Genomic DNA, 18,501 nt, shown 5'->3' with positions numbered 1-18,501 from the left:
ATTAAAATGAGCGAAAGCTTTGCGGAACTCTTTGAAGAAAGCCTAAAAACCCTGAACCTTCAGGCAGGCTCCATCATCACCGGTGTTATCGTTGATATCGATTACCAAGCTCGCTGGGTAACCGTTCACGCTGGTCTGAAGTCTGAAGCTCTGATCCCGCTGGAACAGTTCTACAACGATGCTGGTGACCTGACTATCAATGTCGGTGACGAAGTTCACGTTGCTCTGGACTCGGTTGAAGACGGTTTCGGTGAAACCAAGCTGTCCCGTGAAAAAGCCAAGCGCGCTGAATGCTGGATTGTTCTCGAAGCAGCCTTCGCAGCTGAAGAAGTGGTCAAGGGCGTTATCAACGGTAAGGTTAAAGGCGGCTTCACTGTCGACGTTAACGGCATCCGTGCGTTCCTGCCAGGTTCTTTGGTCGACGTTCGTCCTGTGCGCGACACCACGCACCTGGAAGGCAAAGAACTCGAATTCAAGGTCATCAAGCTCGACCAGAAGCGCAACAACGTTGTCGTTTCCCGTCGCAGCGTCCTGGAAGCAGAGAACTCCGCCGAGCGTGAAGCTCTGCTGGAATCCCTGCAGGAAGGCCAACAAGTCAAAGGTATCGTCAAGAACCTCACCGATTACGGCGCATTCGTCGATCTGGGTGGCGTCGATGGCCTGCTGCACATTACCGACATGGCTTGGAAGCGTATCAAGCATCCATCGGAAATCGTCAACGTTGGCGACGAGATCGATGTCAAGGTTCTGAAGTACGATCGTGAGCGCAACCGTGTCTCCCTGGGCTTGAAGCAGCTGGGCGAAGATCCATGGGTCGCTATCAAGGCTCGTTATCCAGAAAGCACTCGCGTTACCGCGCGTGTTACCAACCTGACCGACTACGGCTGCTTCGCAGAGCTGGAAGAAGGCGTGGAAGGCCTGGTACACGTTTCCGAAATGGACTGGACCAACAAAAACATCCACCCTTCGAAAGTCGTACAAGTCGGCGACGAAGTGGAAGTTATGGTTCTGGACATCGACGAAGAGCGTCGTCGTATCTCCCTCGGCATCAAGCAGTGCAAATCTAACCCATGGGAAGATTTCTCTGGCCAGTTCAACAAGGGCGATAAAATCTCCGGCACCATCAAGTCGATCACCGATTTCGGTATCTTCATTGGTCTGGACGGCGGCATCGACGGCCTGGTTCACCTGTCCGACATCTCCTGGAACGAAGTTGGCGAAGAAGCTGTTCGTCGTTTCAAGAAGGGCGACGAGCTGGACACCGTTATCCTGTCGGTTGACCCAGAGCGCGAGCGCATCTCCCTGGGTATCAAGCAACTGGAAAGCGATCCGTTCTCCGAGTACGTTCAAGAGAACGACAAAGGCGCAATCGTTAAAGGCATCGTGAAGGAAGTTGACGCTAAAGGCGCCATCATCACTCTGGCCGACGATATCGAAGCGACTCTGAAAGCCTCCGAAATCAGCCGTGACCGCGTTGAAGACGCGCGCAACGTTCTGAAAGAAGGCGAAGAAGTAGAAGCCAAGATCATCAGCGTTGACCGCAAGAGCCGCGTAATCCAGCTCTCCATCAAGTCGAAAGACGATGCTGAAGAGAAAGAAGCCATCCAGAGCCTGCGCGACAAGCCAGCTACCTCTGAGCCTTCTGCTGGTCCTACCACTCTGGGCGACCTGCTGCGTGCACAAATGGAAAAACAGAACTAAGTTCTGTCAGACCATAGAAAAAGGGCGACTTCGGTCGCCCTTTTTTGTGGCTGGGATTTGGTGTTGTGTGCAGCGTCGCCTTGGCGTTCTGCGGCTGGAGCGCTGTCGTCACGCTGGCAGCGCATTCGCGCTTGTAGGCTCTATCTGGCAGTGATCGCGCTGGAGTGGCTCCAGTGAGGCTGAGCGAGAGCTGGCTGCCGTGGGGTGCAATGCCTGCTCTCTTCGAGTTACACCCCAAGTCTTTGAATATAAGTCAATACATGGGCTGTTCAAACTCCTCCGGTCATGCTAAAACCTTCGAAGCGCTTTTCCTAGCTGCTTGAAAAAGAAGGGAAAAATATGACGAAGTCGGAGTTGATCGAACGAATTGTCACCCATCAAGGGCTGCTCTCATCCAAAGATGTTGAGCTGGCCATCAAGACCATGCTTGAACAGATGTCACAGTGCCTGGCTACCGGCGATCGGATTGAGATTCGTGGGTTTGGTAGTTTTTCGCTGCATTATCGGGCGCCTCGTGTAGGGCGTAACCCGAAGACTGGTCAGTCTGTCAGTCTCGACGGCAAATTTGTGCCTCACTTCAAGCCGGGCAAGGAATTGCGGGATCGGGTGAACGAAGACGAGGAAGAAGGCGTCTGAGTGTTTTTGGGGTAGGAGAAGGTTATGCGTGGGGTTAAGCGCGTTGCAGTTGTGCTGGCGGTGCTGATTGTTGCTTTGGTGGTGGTGGCATTTGTGCTGGAGAATCAACAGGGCGTGTCTCTCTCGTTCTTGGGGTTGGCTACCGGGCAAATGCCGGTGTCGGTTTTCGTCGTGGTGGCTTTGATCGTTGGGATGTTATTGGGGCCGTTGTTGAGGGTCTTGGTCCTTCGTCGGCGCTCTAAACCGGTCTCAGTCGTACGGGGCTGACGTTTCGATTGCTGAGCGGGATTTATGACCGTTTGTCAGAAAATCTGTTTTTTATTCCTCTATCGTTTTGTGTGGGTGTGGACGCGTTTTCGCTTGCAAGCCAGAGGTATCGTCCACTGTTAGCTTGTTTCTTTGAGCTTCCTTTCTTTCTCATGCTCCAGAACGAGCTCTGCCAGGCTTGCCCTTAAACGATCAGGATATCTCCTACAGACATGTCAAGACTTGTAATGTGTCAGAGAGATGGCAGAATGCAATCTGTTCTCGATAACGGGCATTTTGTGCGCTCAGAATTCGGCAGAGACGCTGGGTTTTGGCGGTCATCCAATTAGAATAAAAAATGCACAAATTGTCTGCATAACGAGCCCGCAGTTTCTCTTTGAAGGCAGGTTTTTGTTGTGAGTAGTAGCCTCCGTACGGCCTTGGTGCCTTCCGCACACGAAATTGATCTTTTAACAATGTTCCAGTGTGTCTGGAAGCAAAAAATACTGGTAGTGCTTGTGACTGCAGGCATAGGTTTAATTGCAGCAGTTTATGCCTACATGGTTACTCCTGAATACCAGGTAAGCGGCGTTCTGCGACCTGCTGCAATCAATGAGCTGGATGCCTTAAATCGGTCGGAGGTTTATAAGCTCCCCCCAAATGAAGCTCTTACTAGGGTTGGAGCTTCTCTTGAGTCATATGACACACGTTTGGGTTTTTTTCGGGCCAATCAGGTGCTATTTAAAGAATTTCAGCAACCAGGGCGCTCCTTAGAGCAGAGCTTTGAAGAGTTTAACCGTAACTCGATCAATTTAATTTTGCCTGATCCCAATAAATCCGACTCCCTAAGTGACTATATTCGTCTCGAAATGGTTTATCCCAAGGGTATCGACGGAGTAGCGATTCTTAACCGTTTTGTCGATTACGCAATCAACAATGAGCGCGGACGAATTACAGCGGACATGGAGGTTATTGTACGCAACCGTCTAAATGAGCTAAATGGCAAACTCGCTGCCGCACGTGCAAGCTACGACAATGAAAAAGAGGCAAGAATTGCGATTCTGCTTGAGCAGGATAATTTAAAGCGTTCGCAGCTGCAGGATGAATTGACTGCGCTTCGGGCTTTATTGAAGACGCACCGCATTGATCGAATTGCGCAGCTCAACGAGGCTATAGGAATTGCGCGATCCCTGGGTATTCGCAAGCCGACGACGCCCTCATCATTGAGTGAATCGGAGCGATCTGGGGCGAGTATTATGCGTACCGAGGTAAATAACCAACAAATTCCTCTTTACTTCATGGGCGTTGATGCGCTTGAAGCTGAGCGCAGTGCTCTTCAACAGCGTAAATCTGACGAATTTACTGAGGTTCGGATAGCGCAGATCGCAAAAGAATTACAGTTGCTCAAAGATAATCGTCAGGTTGAAATATTAAAAAATCGCAAAAATGAAGAACTTTATCTCAGTGGTGTTGAGCCTTTACGTGCCGAGATTGCTCGTCTCAATAATCTGAATATTGACACTAGTAATCTTAAGCTCGTCACCGTTGATAGGCAGGCGCTCGAGCCATTGTCACCCATTAAACCAAAAAAACTACTTATCATCTTAGGTGGCTTGATCGTTGGTGGCGTGCTGGGTGTTGCGCTGGCATTATGTAAAATACTCTTCAGTTCCCGCCCCAAGCTCATCTAGCGTGTCGTCTCAATAATAAGTTCTCTATGAACTCATTTATGCTTGCCCGCTGATTACATTATTTGGGGGGGCGAACATATAAGCGTCCAAGATATTGTCCTGAGTCCTGAAGAGCGCGCTGAGCTGACGTGCTTACAAGATCAGCTGCCATCAGTCAGGGTGACGTTCGTCGCGCAGGTTTAACTGTTCGCCGCACAGGGAACTCGCGGATTGAAATAGCCCGCTTGGTTGGGTTCTCTCTGCGCTCGGTCACTCACTGGTGCAAGCTTTTTTAAGTCAGCACTAAACGGGCTTGGCCCACAGGCCCGGGCGCGGAGGTAAGTCGTTCTTGACACCGCAAGTGCTGACTCAGGCGATAGAGCAATGGTTCAATCCCCTTGTCGGTCAGCCTCGCTAGAGTTGCCGAAGCATGGCGCGAGTCGCAAGTTAAAAAAACGTTACGCAGGATCCCAACGAAAAAATCGGAGCTTAGACGTAGTAAGCTAGCCGTCGTCTTACCGGCTAGGTAGAATGTGATGGCGGCTGGATTGCTGGCTATCCAAGCAGGTAACAAAGATAATCCGAAATTTGAAAAGGGTGAAGGTCCGCCATCGGGCATCGATGCAAATTCTAGGTAGGTATAGGGGTAGGTAGTGAACAGTTTTGCTAACTGGGTGGCATTTCAATGAGGAGGACGATTTATATCGGATGTTCGTTCGGATATAAAACGCTTTGCTCCTTAATAGTCTTAAGAGTTCTAGCCGTTGAATTCGGTGAAGAGGGCTTCGGCTATTTAGCTCAGTATATGGCATTTTTGGCGATCATATTTGGACTTTCATTGGGGGGGGCAACTAACTTTCTAATAAAAAATCTGTCTGTTTCACATGATTCTAAAAAATTCCAAAATGAGATTTCGGTTGTTTTTAGCTATAGTTTTGTTTTTTTAAGTGTGATGACACTGGTGTTAATATGTTTGAAAAAGCAGTTAGAGGAGTTTGTTTTTTTTAGTGAGGTATCTTGGTGGGTTATAGTATATATACTCGTTTTATTCTATATTTCAAATGTATACGGCTGTTTAATGGCGGCGACGCTTGCCCAAGGTAAAATAAGAAAGTTCGCATTATCTAGTGTTGGTGGCTCATCAATCTTTACTCTTGCTGTTATTTTGTTAGTGCGGTCGGGATATGCAGATGCAATATATCTGGTTTTACCATTGTCATATGTGTTGCCTATTGTTTTTCTTTATAATTCGTACGAAGGAAAAATTAAACTAGATTTAGTTATGATGTTTTCAGAGCGACGTGCTCGGGAGATTTTCAGATATAGTTTGATTGTATATGTAGGATTGGTTTCTCTCCCTCTAGTTAGTATCTTTGTGCGAGAAAACTATCAGTCTCTTTTTGGGCCGGTATCTTTAAGTAATTGGCAGGTGGCCGTAAAATTTTCAGATACACTGCAGCAGTTTTTTGGCATGTTTTGTGCCGCGGTGCTTTTGCCATATCTTTCAAGGAACGTACACAATTTTAATATTCTGACCTGGGGGATGAGGCTTGGGGGGTTGGCGTTACTGTACATTCCTTTAGCCACCATCGTCTTGGTGTTTAGCGGCACAGTCGTTTTTCTGCTGTTCGGTGGCGGTTATGAGACGTCCAAAGCATATTTGCAATATTATCTGCTAGGGGATCTATTTCGAATGTGTGCTCTTTTCTGCTCGTACACATTGATTTCAGTAGATAGATTTGGCCGAGTGCTTATATTTGAGTGTTTACAGGGCATCATATATGTTGCTTTATACATGTATTTACCTGTGCATGACGAAATAACTAAAGTTGGATATGCCTATTTGCTTACTTATGTAATTTGTTTTTGTTTCATGCTGGTGTTCGTATTTTCTTACTTTAAAAGGAGATTAAATTGAATTTGCTTTTGTTGTGTACAGCTTATTCGTTGGAGCATAACCATTCATGGCTATCTGATAGCCTTGCGGAACAACTGGCTTTAAGACATAAGGTTACTGTGGTTTTGTTGGATTGGTCTGGAAAGCACAAAAATAATTTCAGGGTTCAAAAGAATGGTGTCGACATATTGGTATTTTCTACTGATCGGAAGATATTTTTGGGCCCCGCTGGTAAAATATTTAAGTGGTTATTTGCTTCAAGGTTAATCAGTTCGACAGTAAAAAAATCACTTGCGAATGAAACCTTTGATTTAGTCGTTAATTTCACACCAGCATTAGTGATGCATCCAATTTATTCTAAGTTAAAAACAAATGCTTCTCGGGGCTACTTAATTCTTTGGGACTTTTTTCCTATCTATCATTCTGAGCTAGGTCTCATCCCCAAGTGTTTATTTTCACCTTTAAAATATCTAGAAAATGCAGCTTATCATGGTTACGACCGATTAGGTTTGATGTCAGGAGAGAACGTTAAGTTTCTTAAAAGCAATTACAATCTTCGGTCTTCTACTACAGCGGAGGTATTAAATCTATGGGGGCCGAATACCGTTTTGACACGTGACAAAGATACTCAATACGCTGCGAGGCTTGCAAATGATATCCACGATGAACTGGTTTGTGTTTTTGGAGGTCAACTTATTAAAGGGCGGGGAATAGGCAAAATTATTGAACTCGCAACATACGCGAAGAAGCAAGGGTTGAAAGCTAAATTTTTTATTTTTGGGGATGGCCCAGAAAGAGAAAAAATTCTCGATGATATTGTTAAGTTTGATGTAGCTGAATTTGTCATCTACAAAGGTTTTAAACCTAGGGAAGAATACTTAGATTTTCTAAAGTGTGCTGATTTAGGGTTGGTATTCAATTCAGGCGATGTGAGCGTGCCTACATTTCCATCAAAAGCCGTCGACTATTTGAGATCGGCTGTACCAATTTTATCTTTTGTTGAGGATGCAACCGATTTTGGGGAGATTTTGCAAAATCAAATTCGTGCTGGTTGGAGCGCATCGCCTAAAAATGAGTCTAGGCTATTTGCTAAATTTAGCGAAGCTGCAAACATGGAAAAGCATCAGCTTCTTGAGATTGGAACGGTAGGGCAAAATTGGTATTTGGAAAATATGACTGTTTCGAAGGCTGCGGAACAAATCTCCATGTGTGTAGATGATAGCGCTCAGTAATATATATATTGAAAGAATAAGGTGCTCTCGGAATCAAGAATAATTGAACACTGATTGGGGTTGCAATGGTTTCTAAAAAATGATCCATGATCACATGTTATGCGGGCCCTTTTGGTAATGCCGCTTTTAAGGGGGGGGGCTTAATTCGGATATTGCTGAAATAAGAGTCTTCAGTCGCGATGAAAAAAGCAAAGCTACATGCGTAAGCTATACGCCAGTTCCAAGCAGAAAATCTACATTGGTGATGCCCGTGATTGTCAATGTATATTGTGCAAGAACTGTAGGATAGGTTATATTTTTAGTGCGTCAGTGTTAAAACAAATTCAATCTTGTGAAATTCATCCGATGGAAGCTGGTAAAATGGATGGGATTAGTGCAGGAAATGTACTTGAGGCCGCCATGCAGCACGAGTTGAACGTTTGGAATGGTTAAGTAAAGATAAGGCAGTCTATCAGATCAATGCTGTCAGTATATTCAAAGCAATGATGGTAAAGGTGATGGCAGCGAAGTCACGAACTGTACCAGTTAATATATTCTCAATCGGTTGATAAATATTGTGAAGTTTATAGGGCAGACATGTGTTTTCTTCTTTTTAATACCCTGGGTGTCGTTTGGTCTAAATACAATGGACTCCCAGCCTTGGCCGGCCCTTGCGAGTATGTTTTTTATTTTACTTAACATCACTAATAGCTTCGACAGAAAAGTTTTACTAGTGTTTGCCATCGTTCCGGTTTTTTTTGTAGCTTCCTTATACGCCATGTCTGGGTTGGATTTTTATTTTCTAAGGGCGGGTGCTGCATATATTGGGTTTGCATTAATATATTTTTCGTTTTATCTATATATAAAAAAATATGGCTTTCCTATGTCTGTTTTTGTCGTGATTAATATCATATATATTCTAGCTGGTCTTCTGCAATATATGTTCGGAGTAGAGATTTTGTCTGCGATCATTAATGTGAGGTCCTCCGCTGATCGTGGTGTTACTAGTTTGACCCCAGAGCCCACGTATTTTGGAATTTTCCTGTTTTTCTTATCTTGGATTTATTTATTGCAATGTAATTATCGTCCAGAGAGATGGATGATTTGGCTGATTTTCATAAATCTACTATCTATAATTTTTTTGGCAAAATCTTCAATGGTATTTGTTTTTATTCTGGGTTTTATCGCTTTTTACTGTCTAAAGTTTTTCCGTGCGCGGCATATAATATACTTGGTTGTAATCCTTTCTAGTCTCATTTTGCCGGTAATAATGCTAATGGAAGGGACTAGGATCTATAGTTTATTCATGTTGTTTTATGAGCAAGGGATAAGCGGAGTTGTGTATGCTGACGCGAGTGTCAATAGCAGGCTTGCAGATGTAATACTTCCTCTTCACGGATTTATTAAAAACTGGTTCATGCCGGGTGGTTTTAGCAGTTATGCCGAAACATCATTATCTCTTCGAGATGATTATAATGGCTTCTTCTGGTATGGAGGCGGTGAAAATGTAATTATGTCCTATCTTGGTTCATTTATATATGAACTTGGTATATTTGGATTGGTTTATATGTTGATGCTTTTTAAGCTTGCTGCTGATGGGACGAGACACCGGCTGATTGACCTCTTTCTATTATGGTTTTTGCTTAATTTTGCGATTCCTGTTGGGTTTCCCCTAATACCTATTATGTTGGCTTTCATGTTTTTTTACAGAAATTTTAGTGGGCAAAGCGTACGCTGCAATAAAGAATTAAGGGCGGTTTCGTAGTTGCGAACTTGTATTCGGTCCACTCGATAGAGCGCGTCGTTTTGATGAGTGCTTATAAGCGGCTTTGCATTTTGGCTGGTGATCCTGACAGTAGAGAAAATTATTTTCTCTACTGTGGGGCGTCAGACCGTTGTTATGGTATAAAGAATTTGCTTGATTCTTTTTCGGAGTTCGGAAACGAAAATTTCGATTTGCTGATGTGCGTTGACGGTGATGACCACAGGTGCGTCGAAAGCATGGTGTCTACTCACCCACGTGTCAAATTTCCTGGGCAATTGGATCGTAGCGTAGTTCTGAGCTGTCGGCGTAACGGTAAATTGCTGATTAACCCTCGAAACGATGGGTCTGAATTTACGAAGTATCCGTTTCCTTCCAAGGTAATTGAGTACATTTCATTGGGTATGCCTGTGTTGATGTATGAACTCGATGGTATACCTGATGAATATTACGAATTTTGCTTTGTGATCCCGTCGGGTGAAGATGGGATGAGTGCAAAGCCGTTAAAGGTTTTGAAGCTTTCTGATTATGAGTTATTGGCAAGGGGTTACTCTACCGAAAGATTCATAGTTGGAAATAATATGCCTGGCGTACAGGTAAGTAAGTTGTTGGACGAGATTAAAGGAGATCGTTATGTTTGAAGGCAAAAAGTTGCTCATTACCGGTGGCACCGGTTCCTTTGGTAATGCTGTTCTGAAGAGGTTTCTTGATAGTGATATTGCAGAGATCCGGATTTTTAGTCGCGATGAAAAAAAACAAGATGACATGCGTAAACGCTACGCGAATTCCAAGCTAAAGTTTTATATTGGTGATGTTCGAGACTATCAAAGTGTGCTGAACGCCACTCGTGGTGTTGATTATATTTTCCACGCGGCGGCGCTGAAGCAAGTTCCATCATGCGAATTTCACCCGATGGAAGCAGTCAAAACGAACGTTCTGGGTACCGAAAATCTGCTTGAGGCAGCGATCCAGAATGAGGTTAAGCGCGTTGTATGCCTGAGTACCGACAAGGCCGTATACCCGATTAATGCCATGGGAATTTCCAAGGCAATGATGGAAAAGGTTATGGTAGCGAAGTCGCGAAATGTTGATGAAACCAAGACAGTTATTTGTGGGACTCGTTACGGTAATGTCATGGCATCCCGCGGCTCGGTGATCCCGTTGTTCATTGAGCAGATCCGTGCAGGCCAACCTCTGACCTTGACTGATCCCAACATGACGCGTTTCATGATGACGCTCGCCGATGCTGTAGACCTTGTACTTTATGCGTTTCAACATGGCAGCAACGGTGACTTGTTCGTGCAAAAGGCTCCAGCCGCCACGGTTGAAGTATTGGCCAAGACGCTGACCGCAATGGTGGGGAAGCCGGAGCACGATATTCAGGTGATCGGTACCCGTCATGGCGAGAAATTGTTTGAAGCTTTGCTTAGCCGTGAAGAAATGGCCTGTGCTGAAGACATGGGTGATTACTTCCGCATCCCACCAGATTTGCGCGACCTGAATTACGCCAAATTTGTTGAACAGGGTGAAACCAAAATCTCCAGAACCGAAGACTACAATTCCCACAACACCGAGCGTCTTGACGTTGCCGGAATGGAAAAGCTGTTGTTGAAACTGGACTTCATGCGTGCGATACAGCGCGGCGAGTATGCAACTCCTGAGGAATAATCAATGAAGGTTCTGATTACGGGCGCCAACGGATTTGTCGGCCAGAATCTCATCTCGCACTTGGCCGCGCGTGATGATATTGAGGTCGTCGTGTTTACGCGCAATGACTCTCTGGCGAGCTTGCCTGGCTTGGTAGCGCAGGTGGATTTTATTTTTCACCTGGCCGGTGTAAATCGGCCTAAAGACCCGAAGGAATTCAACACGGGTAATACCGATCTGACCGGTGCGCTATGCGATGCCGTCATTAATAGTGGCCGGCAAGTGCCTGTGCTGTATACCTCGTCCAGCCAGGCTGAGCTCAATAATGCCTACGGTAACAGCAAGCGTGGTGCCGAAGAGTTACTGTCGAATTTGCATTCGGCCGCGAATGCTCCGATTTATATATTCCGCTTGCCAAACGTTTTTGGTAAATGGGCGCGACCAAACTACAATTCTGCCGTTGCGACATTTTGTAATAATATCGCCCGTGATATTCCGATCAGTGTGAATGATCCGCTGGCGGTTATTAATCTTGTCTATATCGATGACGTGGTCGCACGGTTTATCGCGGTAATGGACGGGAAGGTAAGTGTGCAGCCCTTCGTAAACGTCGAGCCTCAGTACAGTATCAGTGTAGGCGGCCTGGTTGAACAGTTGACCTCGTTTCGTGATAGTCGCACCACGATGATCAGTGAGCGTGTGGGCACAGGCTTGGTTCGCGCTTTGTACTCTACTTATTTAAGCTACCTTCCGCCCGAAAGTTTCACCTACAAGGTTCCTAAGTATGAGGATCCGCGTGGGATATTTGTTGAGATGCTCAAGACTCCGGACGCTGGCCAGTTCTCGTTCTTCACAGCCCATCCTGGGATTACGCGCGGCGGGCATTACCACCACACCAAGACTGAAAAATTCCTTGTTATTAAAGGCAAGGCTTGTTTTAGGTTTCGACATATTGTCTCTGGTGAGTTTTACGAGTTGTTCACTACTGGTGAGAGTCCTGAGATTGTCGAGACGGTGCCTGGTTGGACCCATGATGTGACCAATGTGGGCGACGAAGAGGTAATCGTTATGCTCTGGGCTAATGAGATTTTTGACCGCGAGCGTCCGGACACTTTCTCAATGCCCGTGGGTACGGAAGCTTAAACATAATCTCGAGCGTTATAAATTTATGAAAAAAATGAAAGTTGTCACGGTGGTCGGAACTAGGCCTGAAATCATTCGTCTTTCGCGCGTTATTGATGCACTTGACAGGCATTGTGATCATCTCTTGGTTCATACTGGCCAGAACTACGACTATGAACTCAATGAGATATTTTTCCAGGATTTGAACATCCGCAAGCCCGACCACTTTTTGAATGCTGCAGGTGCCAGTGGAGCGGAGACGATCGGTAATGTCATCATTGCTGTTGACCGTGTGCTTGCAGACGTTCAACCCGAGGCGCTGCTGGTACTTGGTGACACCAATAGCTGCATGGCTGTTATCCCTGCCAAGCGCCGCAAGATTCCCACCTTTCACATGGAGGCGGGCAATCGTTGCTTTGATATGCGGGTGCCGGAAGAGATTAATCGGCGCATTGTTGACCATACGGCAGACATAAACCTGACTTACAGTACGATTGCACGTGATTATTTGTTGAGTGAGGGCTTGTCTCCGGACATGGTTATCAAAACGGGTAGTCCGATGTTTGAAGTGCTGACTTACTACCGTGAAGGTATTGAGTCTTCAGACGTTCTCGAGCGACTTGGCCTGCAGGAAGGCGCGTTTTTTGTCGTCAGTGCCCACCGCGAAGAGAATATTGATTCGGATAAGAATTTTCTGAAGCTGGTTGATGTACTCAACACCGTCGCAGCTCACTATAACTTTCCTGTAATCGTGTCCACGCACCCACGTACGCAGAAACGCGTAGATGCGATGGGCGTGGTGTTCCACGAAAACGTAAAGCTGCTCAAGCCGCTGGGTTTCAAAGATTATAATAAGTTGCAACTTACTGCGAAGGCAGTGCTGTCTGATAGCGGAACAATCAATGAAGAGTCATCGATACTGAATTTCCCTGCTTTGAATATCCGTGAAGCTCACGAGCGTCCGGAGGGGATGGAGGAAGCGGCGGTGATGATGGTCGGGTTGGAAGTAAATCGCGTGCTTCAAGGCCTAAACATGCTGGAATGCCAAGGTACTGGGAATAACAGGACCTTGCGTCAAGTTGCCGATTACAGTATGCCAAATGTCTCTGAAAAAGTAGCTCGTATTATTCATAGTTATACGGACTATGTGAATCGTATAGTCTGGAAACGTTATTGATTGAGTTAATGTCAATGCCTGATCGAAAACTAAAAATTCTGGTTGTTACGCAGTATTTCTGGCCTGAAAATATGCGTATCAATGATCTTGTTCGTGACTTTTCAGAAAAGGGTCACCACGTTACGGTATTGACTGGGCTCCCTAACTATCCCGAGGGCAGCATCTACAGCGAGTATCGAACGGCTCCAAGGGAATTTTCGGAATATGCGGGTGCGAAAGTTGTGCGAGTTCCTCTGATACCTCGTGGGAAGCGTAGTGTTAGTCTCATTTTAAATTATGCTTCTTTTTTTATCGCTGCTTCGGTGTTGGGACCTTGGAAATTGCGCGCAGAGCGATACGACGCTGTGTTTGTTTATGCGGTTTCGCCCATCATGGCTGCTATTCCAGCGTTGGTTATCGGCCGTATTAAACGGACACCTGTATTCATTTGGGTGCTGGATTTGTGGCCGGAAACCCTTCGGGCCGTCGGGGCTGTGCACAATCCGAAGGTACTTGGCTGCGTTGGTCGCTTGGTGTCATGGATTTATAACCGTGCTGACTACTTGTTACTTCAGTCGCACGGTTTTTTTGAGAACGTGAAGAAATATTGCACCAAGGATATTGCTGCGGAGCGCCTGGTCTACTTTCCGAGCTGGGCGGAGGATGACTTCTCCAATATCGCACAGCGGACCTCCACGTTGCTTGATCGAGATGATTCGGTTTTCACCGTGCTCTTTGCTGGTAATCTGGGAGAGGCACAGGATTTTCCTGCAATTATTGAAGCGGCTCAATCGCTTGCTGAAACGGTCCCGATCCGTTGGGTGATCGTAGGGGATGGCCGGATGAGTGAGTGGCTCACCCATGAAGTCAGCGCTCGGAAAATGGATAATGTTCTTCTGTTGGGACGTTACCCGCTGGAGGAAATGCCAGGCTTGTTTGCGTGCGCAGATGCACTGCTTGTCTCACTCAAAACCAATGACGTGTTCGAGAAAACCATTCCAGGCAAGGTTCAGGCCTACCTGGCGTCGGGTAAGCCGATCCTGGGTATGATTAACGGTGAGGCTGCTCGCGTTATCGAAGAGTCGGGCGCGGGGTTATGCTGCCCGTCCGGTAATGCGCGTGCCTTGGCAGACATTACATCAAAACTGGCTGCTCTCGATCGCGAACAGCAAAAACAAATGGGCGCCTCTGGTCGGCAGTATTATTTGGAAAACTATTCAAAGCCTACGTTGCTGGCTCGCCTGGAACAGCTATTTCGCGATGCAACTTTACGTAAAGGACGCCTGTAATGTCGCAATCTGTTTTTTTGACCGGGGCCACCGGCTTTGTCGGCAGCGCTGTTATGCGCCGATTGGTAGCTGACGGTTTCAAAGTGACAGCCGCTGTTCGCAATGGAGCTGTCCTTGTTGAGAACGGCGTGCGCACCGCTCATTTTGACACCTTTGAAACGGCTGACTGGGGCGAGCAGCTTCGGGGGGTTGATTCGGTGGTTCATTGCGCCGCTCGTGTGCATGTAATGCACGATACTGAAACCGATCCGTTGGCGGCGTTCCGCAAAGTCAATGTCGAGGGTACGCTGCACCTTGCGCGGCAAGCTGCGGAAGCAGGTGTTCGACGTTTTGTTTTCATCAGTTCCATCAAGGTAAACGGTGAGGGCACCCAGCCAGGTAAGCCATATACTGCAGATGACCCTGCTGACCCACGCGACCCTTATGGTGTTTCCAAGATGGAAGCAGAGCAGGGTTTGAGGGAGCTGGCCAACCATATGCCAATCGAGGTCGTTATTATTCGGCCGGTATTGGTTTACGGTCCAGGCGTGAAAGCCAACTTCCTGAACATGATGCGCTGGCTGGACAAAGGTATCCCTCTACCCTTTGGCTCTATACACAACACACGCAGCCTGGTTGCGCTGGACAATCTGGTTGACCTGATCCTCATCTCGCGTGTTCATCCTCAAGCAGCTAACCAGACATTTTTGGTCAGCGACGGTGAAGATCTATCGACTACTCAACTTTTACGCCGTATGGCCAAGGCGCTGGGTAAATCGGCGCGGCTTTTGCCAATTCCCAGTTGGATACTTAGCTGCGCCGCCAATGTGCTTGGTAAGCGTTCTTTGTCGCAACGGTTATGTGGTTCGTTGTCTGTGGATATAGATAAAACCCGCTCTTTATTGCAATGGACTCCACCAGTATCCGTGGATAGCGCACTGGAGCGGGCTGCAAAACATTATATGGAATGTGAAAAATAATGACTTATTGGTGGTTGATCGTCGTCGTGGCTCTGCTGTCCTTTGCATTGACTGCGGGATTACGACGTTATGCATTGGCACGCAGCATTATTGATATTCCAAACGCTCGTAGCTCTCACTCGGTGCCTACTCCTCGGGGGGGGGGCGTTGCCATTGTGCTCGCGTTCTTGTTCGCGCTGCCTTTTTTGGGTTGGATGCACGTTGTTGCCTCTGATGTATTGATTGCAGTGGGCGGTGCTGGTGCGTTGATCGCGATCATAGGCTTCATGGACGATCACGGTCACATCGCTGCACGGTGGCGTTTACTAGGGCACTTTGTTGCGTCTGCCTGGGCACTGTTTTGGTTGGGGGGGCTGCCACCTGTAGTGATTTTCGGCATGACCATAAATTCTGGTTTGGCGGGCGGTGTTTTTGCCGCTTTTTATCTGGTATGGATGCTCAATCTGTACAACTTCATGGACGGCATTGATGGCATTGCCAGCGTGGAGGCCATCTGTGTGAGCCTTGGTGCATGCCTGATTTATTGGCTATGTGGCTACGAGGACTTAGTCTGGCTGCCTCTCATATTGGCAACGGCAGCCGTAGGGTTTCTTTGCTGGAACTTCCCTCCTGCTCGTATCTTTATGGGCGATGCGGGTAGCGGTTTTCTGGGAATGGTACTCGGCGCGATCTCTATCCAAGCTGCTTGGGCATCCACGCAGTTGCTGTGGGTTTGGTTGATCCTGCTCGGCGTCTTCATTGTGGATGCGACGTTCACCCTCATTCGCAGGCTCATACGGGGTGATAAAGTATACGAAGCGCATCGCAGCCATGCTTATCAGTTTGCATCCCGGCAGTTCGGCAAGCATTTGCCCGTGACTCTGGGGGTAGCGATGCTCAACCTGTTTTGGTTGCTTCCTTTGGCGTTATGCGTGATGTTGCTGGGATTGGACGGGGCAACGGGACTAACTGTTGCCTACGTACCGCTGGTCATCCTGGCGTTCAAGTATCATGCGGGCGCATTGGAAAAAGTAGACACAGCGAGTCCCGGTAACAACTGATGAAGAGTCATGCAGCACGCGTCGAGAGATGTAGTGGAAAATTTTAGGAGCAGTCTGAGGTGGGCAAAGGGGTTATGGAGAAATTACGGGCGTTCTTGGTGGGATTGCCGCGCCGCAAAAAACGACTTATTCAGGTTGCGACAGATGTATTTTTAGTCTGGGCCGCGCTTTGGCTTGCATTTGTCGTACGCCTTGGTATTGATGAGATGGTCAATCCTTTTCTAGATCATTTGTGGTTGTTTTTAGCCGCTCCTATTGTCGCTATTCCTCTCTTTATTCGTTTTGGCATGTACCGTGCGGTCATGCGATATTTTGGTAACGACGCACTCATAGCAATTATCAAGGCGGTCAGCCTTTCGTCCTTAATTCTTGGCGTCGTAGTCTACTGGTACAGCAACCACCAGAATGTCGTACCACGCTCGATTATCTTCAACTATTGGTGGCTTAGCCTGATCATGGTTGGCGGTCTGCGTCTTGCCATGCGCCAGTATTTTTTGGGCGACTGGTTTGCTGCGGCGCAACACGTGCCGTTTACCAGCCGAGAAAACGGGCTGCCGCGCGTTGCAATCTATGGCGCCGGTGCTGCCGGCAATCAGTTGGTCGCAGCCCTGCGTATGGGCAGAGTAATGCGCCCGGTGGCGTTCATTGACGACGACGAAAGTATTACTGGTCGAGTAATCTCAGGATTGCAGGTTTACAAAGCCAAGCACATTCAGCGCATGATCGACGCTACTGGCGCTCAAGAAATTTTGTTGGCCATTCCATCGTCCAGCCGAGGTCGTCGGCGTGAAATTCTCGGTTTCCTTGAGGGCTTCCCCCTGCACGTACGCAGTGTCCCTGGCTTTATGGATCTGGCTAGTGGGCGGGTCAAGGTGGACGATATTCAGGAAGTCGACATCGCCGATTTGTTGGGGCGCGATGCAGTTCCTGCCCAAGGTGAACTCCTGGAGCACTGTATCAAGGGGCAAAGTGTTCTGGTGACGGGGGCGGGCGGCTCCATTGGTTCTGAACTTTGCCGCCAAATTCTATCCCTACGCCCCACCACAATCTTGTTGTTTGAGCACAGCGAGTTCAATCTCTACAGTATTCTCTCGGAGCTTGAGCAGCGTGTGATACGCGAATCTCTGCCTGTGAAGCTGTTGCCAATTTTGGGGTCGGTGCGTAATCAATCCAAGTTACTGGATGTGATGAAGACGTGGCGCGTAGATACCGTCTACCACGCCGCTGCTTACAAACACGTGCCTATGGTTGAGCACAATATCGCCGAGGGTGTACTGAATAATGTGATTGGTACGTTGAATACTGCACAGGCCGCTCTTCAGGCAGGTGTATCCAACTTCGTACTGATTTCTACAGACAAGGCTGTACGCCCTACCAATGTCATGGGTAGTACCAAGCGGCTGGCTGAGTTGACCCTGCAGGCTCTTAGTCGGGAGCTGGCTCCGGTATTGTTTGGCGATAAATCCAATATATCCCGAGTCAATAAAACCCGTTTCACCATGGTCCGTTTCGGAAATGTATTGGGGTCATCCGGTTCGGTGATCCCGCTGTTTCACAAGCAAATCAAATCCGGTGGCCCGTTAACGGTGACCCATCCGAAAATCACTCGTTACTTCATGACGATCCCCGAAGCAGCCCAGTTGGTCATCCAGGCCGGCTCCATGGGGCTGGGCGGCGATGTGTTCGTACTGGACATGGGCGAACCGGTAAAAATCGTCGAGTTGGCAGAGAAAATGATTCACCTGTCTGGCTTGAGCGTTCGCTCCGACAAAAATCCCCACGGCGACATTGCCATTGAGTTCTCCGGCCTACGTCCGGGCGAAAAGCTTTACGAAGAGTTGCTGATCGGTGACAACGTGGTGGCTACCCAACACCCGATGATCATGAGCGCCAATGAAGATCATTTGGCCTGGGATGTACTCAAGGTCAAACTGACCGAACTGCTTGCTGCTGTGGACCAGGACGACTACACCCGAGTTCGTCAGCTTCTACGTGACACCGTCAGCGGCTACTCCCCAGACGGCGAAATCGTCGACTGGATCTACCAGCAACGCCGTCTGGAACCCTGAACTCACACCCTGTAACTCACCCATTTTTGACTCTCCCCCAACATCGCCTAAGTTTGAAAAGCAGCTTCGGAAAAGCTGCTTTTCCCTTATCGATGT

The 18,501-nt window shown here is 47.6% G+C and carries 16 protein-coding genes and 1 pseudogene; all 17 read left to right on the top strand.

Going from position 1 to position 18,501, the window contains the following annotated elements:
- Positions 1-6: 6 nt before the first annotated feature.
- The 17 genes and pseudogenes from rpsA (at position 7) to HBJ59_RS01350 (ending at position 18,405) form a co-directional block, all read left to right on the top strand.
- A complete protein-coding gene (rpsA, locus tag HBJ59_RS01425) occupies positions 7-1,701 on the top strand; it encodes a 30S ribosomal protein S1 (RefSeq protein WP_003218806.1) in 1,695 nt (564 codons plus the stop codon).
- A gap of 339 nt (positions 1,702-2,040) precedes the next feature.
- Positions 2,041-2,337, top strand: a complete 297-nt coding sequence (ihfB, locus tag HBJ59_RS01420) for an integration host factor subunit beta (RefSeq protein WP_003218804.1) — start codon at positions 2,041-2,043, stop codon at positions 2,335-2,337.
- Between the two features lie 24 nt (positions 2,338-2,361).
- A complete protein-coding gene (locus HBJ59_RS01415) occupies positions 2,362-2,604 on the top strand; it encodes a LapA family protein (RefSeq protein ID WP_167662585.1) in 243 nt (80 codons plus the stop codon).
- 395 nt (positions 2,605-2,999) lie between these two features.
- On the top strand, positions 3,000-4,274 hold the full coding sequence (locus tag HBJ59_RS01410) for a Wzz/FepE/Etk N-terminal domain-containing protein (protein ID WP_167662584.1): 1,275 nt from the start codon (positions 3,000-3,002) through the stop codon (positions 4,272-4,274).
- Between the two features lie 78 nt (positions 4,275-4,352).
- A pseudogene (locus tag HBJ59_RS31340) lies at positions 4,353-4,668 on the top strand (helix-turn-helix domain-containing protein); the annotation flags it as partial.
- Positions 4,669-4,938: 270 nt separating this feature from the next.
- Positions 4,939-6,171: an oligosaccharide flippase family protein gene (locus HBJ59_RS01405; RefSeq protein WP_167662583.1), complete on the top strand. Its 1,233-nt coding sequence runs from the start codon at positions 4,939-4,941 to the stop codon at positions 6,169-6,171.
- The gene (locus tag HBJ59_RS01400; protein WP_167662582.1) at positions 6,168-7,382 is read left to right on the top strand and encodes a glycosyltransferase; all 1,215 of its coding nucleotides are present in this window, start codon (positions 6,168-6,170) and stop codon (positions 7,380-7,382) included. The genes HBJ59_RS01405 and HBJ59_RS01400 overlap by 4 nt, the downstream gene beginning before the upstream one ends.
- Before the next feature lie 198 nt (positions 7,383-7,580).
- Positions 7,581-7,814, top strand: a complete 234-nt coding sequence (locus HBJ59_RS31945; RefSeq protein WP_167662581.1) for a polysaccharide biosynthesis protein — start codon at positions 7,581-7,583, stop codon at positions 7,812-7,814.
- A gap of 280 nt (positions 7,815-8,094) precedes the next feature.
- The gene (locus tag HBJ59_RS01390) at positions 8,095-9,126 is read left to right on the top strand and encodes a hypothetical protein (protein WP_167662580.1); all 1,032 of its coding nucleotides are present in this window, start codon (positions 8,095-8,097) and stop codon (positions 9,124-9,126) included.
- Between the two features lie 44 nt (positions 9,127-9,170).
- A complete protein-coding gene (locus HBJ59_RS01385; protein ID WP_167662579.1) occupies positions 9,171-9,764 on the top strand; it encodes a glycosyltransferase in 594 nt (197 codons plus the stop codon).
- Positions 9,757-10,791, top strand: a complete 1,035-nt coding sequence (locus HBJ59_RS01380) for a polysaccharide biosynthesis protein (RefSeq protein ID WP_167662578.1) — start codon at positions 9,757-9,759, stop codon at positions 10,789-10,791. Before HBJ59_RS01385 ends, HBJ59_RS01380 begins: the two co-directional genes overlap by 8 nt.
- A 3-nt stretch (positions 10,792-10,794) precedes the next feature.
- Positions 10,795-11,913 (top strand): NAD-dependent epimerase/dehydratase family protein, encoded by a 1,119-nt coding sequence (locus tag HBJ59_RS01375; RefSeq protein ID WP_167662577.1) that lies wholly within the window; start codon positions 10,795-10,797, stop codon positions 11,911-11,913.
- A 25-nt stretch (positions 11,914-11,938) separates the two neighbouring features.
- Positions 11,939-13,069, top strand: a complete 1,131-nt coding sequence (wecB, locus tag HBJ59_RS01370) for a non-hydrolyzing UDP-N-acetylglucosamine 2-epimerase (protein WP_167662576.1) — start codon at positions 11,939-11,941, stop codon at positions 13,067-13,069.
- A gap of 14 nt (positions 13,070-13,083) precedes the next feature.
- Positions 13,084-14,337, top strand: coding sequence for a glycosyltransferase family 4 protein (locus tag HBJ59_RS01365; RefSeq protein ID WP_167662575.1), 1,254 nt, complete (start codon positions 13,084-13,086; stop codon positions 14,335-14,337).
- The gene (locus tag HBJ59_RS01360) at positions 14,337-15,296 is read left to right on the top strand and encodes an SDR family oxidoreductase (RefSeq protein WP_167662574.1); all 960 of its coding nucleotides are present in this window, start codon (positions 14,337-14,339) and stop codon (positions 15,294-15,296) included. The genes HBJ59_RS01365 and HBJ59_RS01360 overlap by 1 nt, the downstream gene beginning before the upstream one ends.
- Positions 15,296-16,336: a glycosyltransferase family 4 protein gene (locus tag HBJ59_RS01355; RefSeq protein WP_167662573.1), complete on the top strand. Its 1,041-nt coding sequence runs from the start codon at positions 15,296-15,298 to the stop codon at positions 16,334-16,336. The genes HBJ59_RS01360 and HBJ59_RS01355 overlap by 1 nt, the downstream gene beginning before the upstream one ends.
- Positions 16,337-16,410: 74 nt before the next feature.
- Positions 16,411-18,405 carry a nucleoside-diphosphate sugar epimerase/dehydratase gene (locus tag HBJ59_RS01350; RefSeq protein ID WP_167663416.1) on the top strand — a complete coding sequence of 665 codons (1,995 nt, stop codon included), beginning with the start codon at positions 16,411-16,413 and terminating at the stop codon, positions 18,403-18,405.
- Positions 18,406-18,501: the final 96 nt, after the last annotated feature.

This window comes from Pseudomonas sp. AN3A02 (genome assembly GCF_011765255.1).
In the GTDB taxonomy this organism is placed as follows: Bacteria; Pseudomonadota; Gammaproteobacteria; order Pseudomonadales; family Pseudomonadaceae; genus Aquipseudomonas.
This window is presented reverse-complemented; position numbering and strand designations above follow the sequence as displayed.

Excerpts from the sequence above, each read along its gene's own strand:
- rpsA (WP_003218806.1), top strand. The coding sequence starts at position 7 with ATGAGCGAAAGCTTTGCGGAACTCTTTGAAGAAAGCCTAAAAACCCTG.
- ihfB (WP_003218804.1), top strand. The coding sequence starts at position 2,041 with ATGACGAAGTCGGAGTTGATCGAACGAATTGTCACCCATCAAGGGCTG.
- HBJ59_RS01415 (WP_167662585.1), top strand. The coding sequence starts at position 2,362 with ATGCGTGGGGTTAAGCGCGTTGCAGTTGTGCTGGCGGTGCTGATTGTT.
- HBJ59_RS01405 (WP_167662583.1), top strand. The coding sequence starts at position 4,939 with ATGAGGAGGACGATTTATATCGGATGTTCGTTCGGATATAAAACGCTT.
- HBJ59_RS31945 (WP_167662581.1), top strand. The coding sequence starts at position 7,581 with ATGCGTAAGCTATACGCCAGTTCCAAGCAGAAAATCTACATTGGTGAT.
- HBJ59_RS01385 (WP_167662579.1), top strand. The coding sequence starts at position 9,171 with ATGAGTGCTTATAAGCGGCTTTGCATTTTGGCTGGTGATCCTGACAGT.
- HBJ59_RS01380 (WP_167662578.1), top strand. The coding sequence starts at position 9,757 with ATGTTTGAAGGCAAAAAGTTGCTCATTACCGGTGGCACCGGTTCCTTT.
- HBJ59_RS01375 (WP_167662577.1), top strand. The coding sequence starts at position 10,795 with ATGAAGGTTCTGATTACGGGCGCCAACGGATTTGTCGGCCAGAATCTC.
- wecB (WP_167662576.1), top strand. The coding sequence starts at position 11,939 with ATGAAAAAAATGAAAGTTGTCACGGTGGTCGGAACTAGGCCTGAAATC.
- HBJ59_RS01365 (WP_167662575.1), top strand. The coding sequence starts at position 13,084 with ATGCCTGATCGAAAACTAAAAATTCTGGTTGTTACGCAGTATTTCTGG.
- HBJ59_RS01360 (WP_167662574.1), top strand. The coding sequence starts at position 14,337 with ATGTCGCAATCTGTTTTTTTGACCGGGGCCACCGGCTTTGTCGGCAGC.
- HBJ59_RS01355 (WP_167662573.1), top strand. The coding sequence starts at position 15,296 with ATGACTTATTGGTGGTTGATCGTCGTCGTGGCTCTGCTGTCCTTTGCA.
- HBJ59_RS01350 (WP_167663416.1), top strand. The coding sequence starts at position 16,411 with ATGGAGAAATTACGGGCGTTCTTGGTGGGATTGCCGCGCCGCAAAAAA.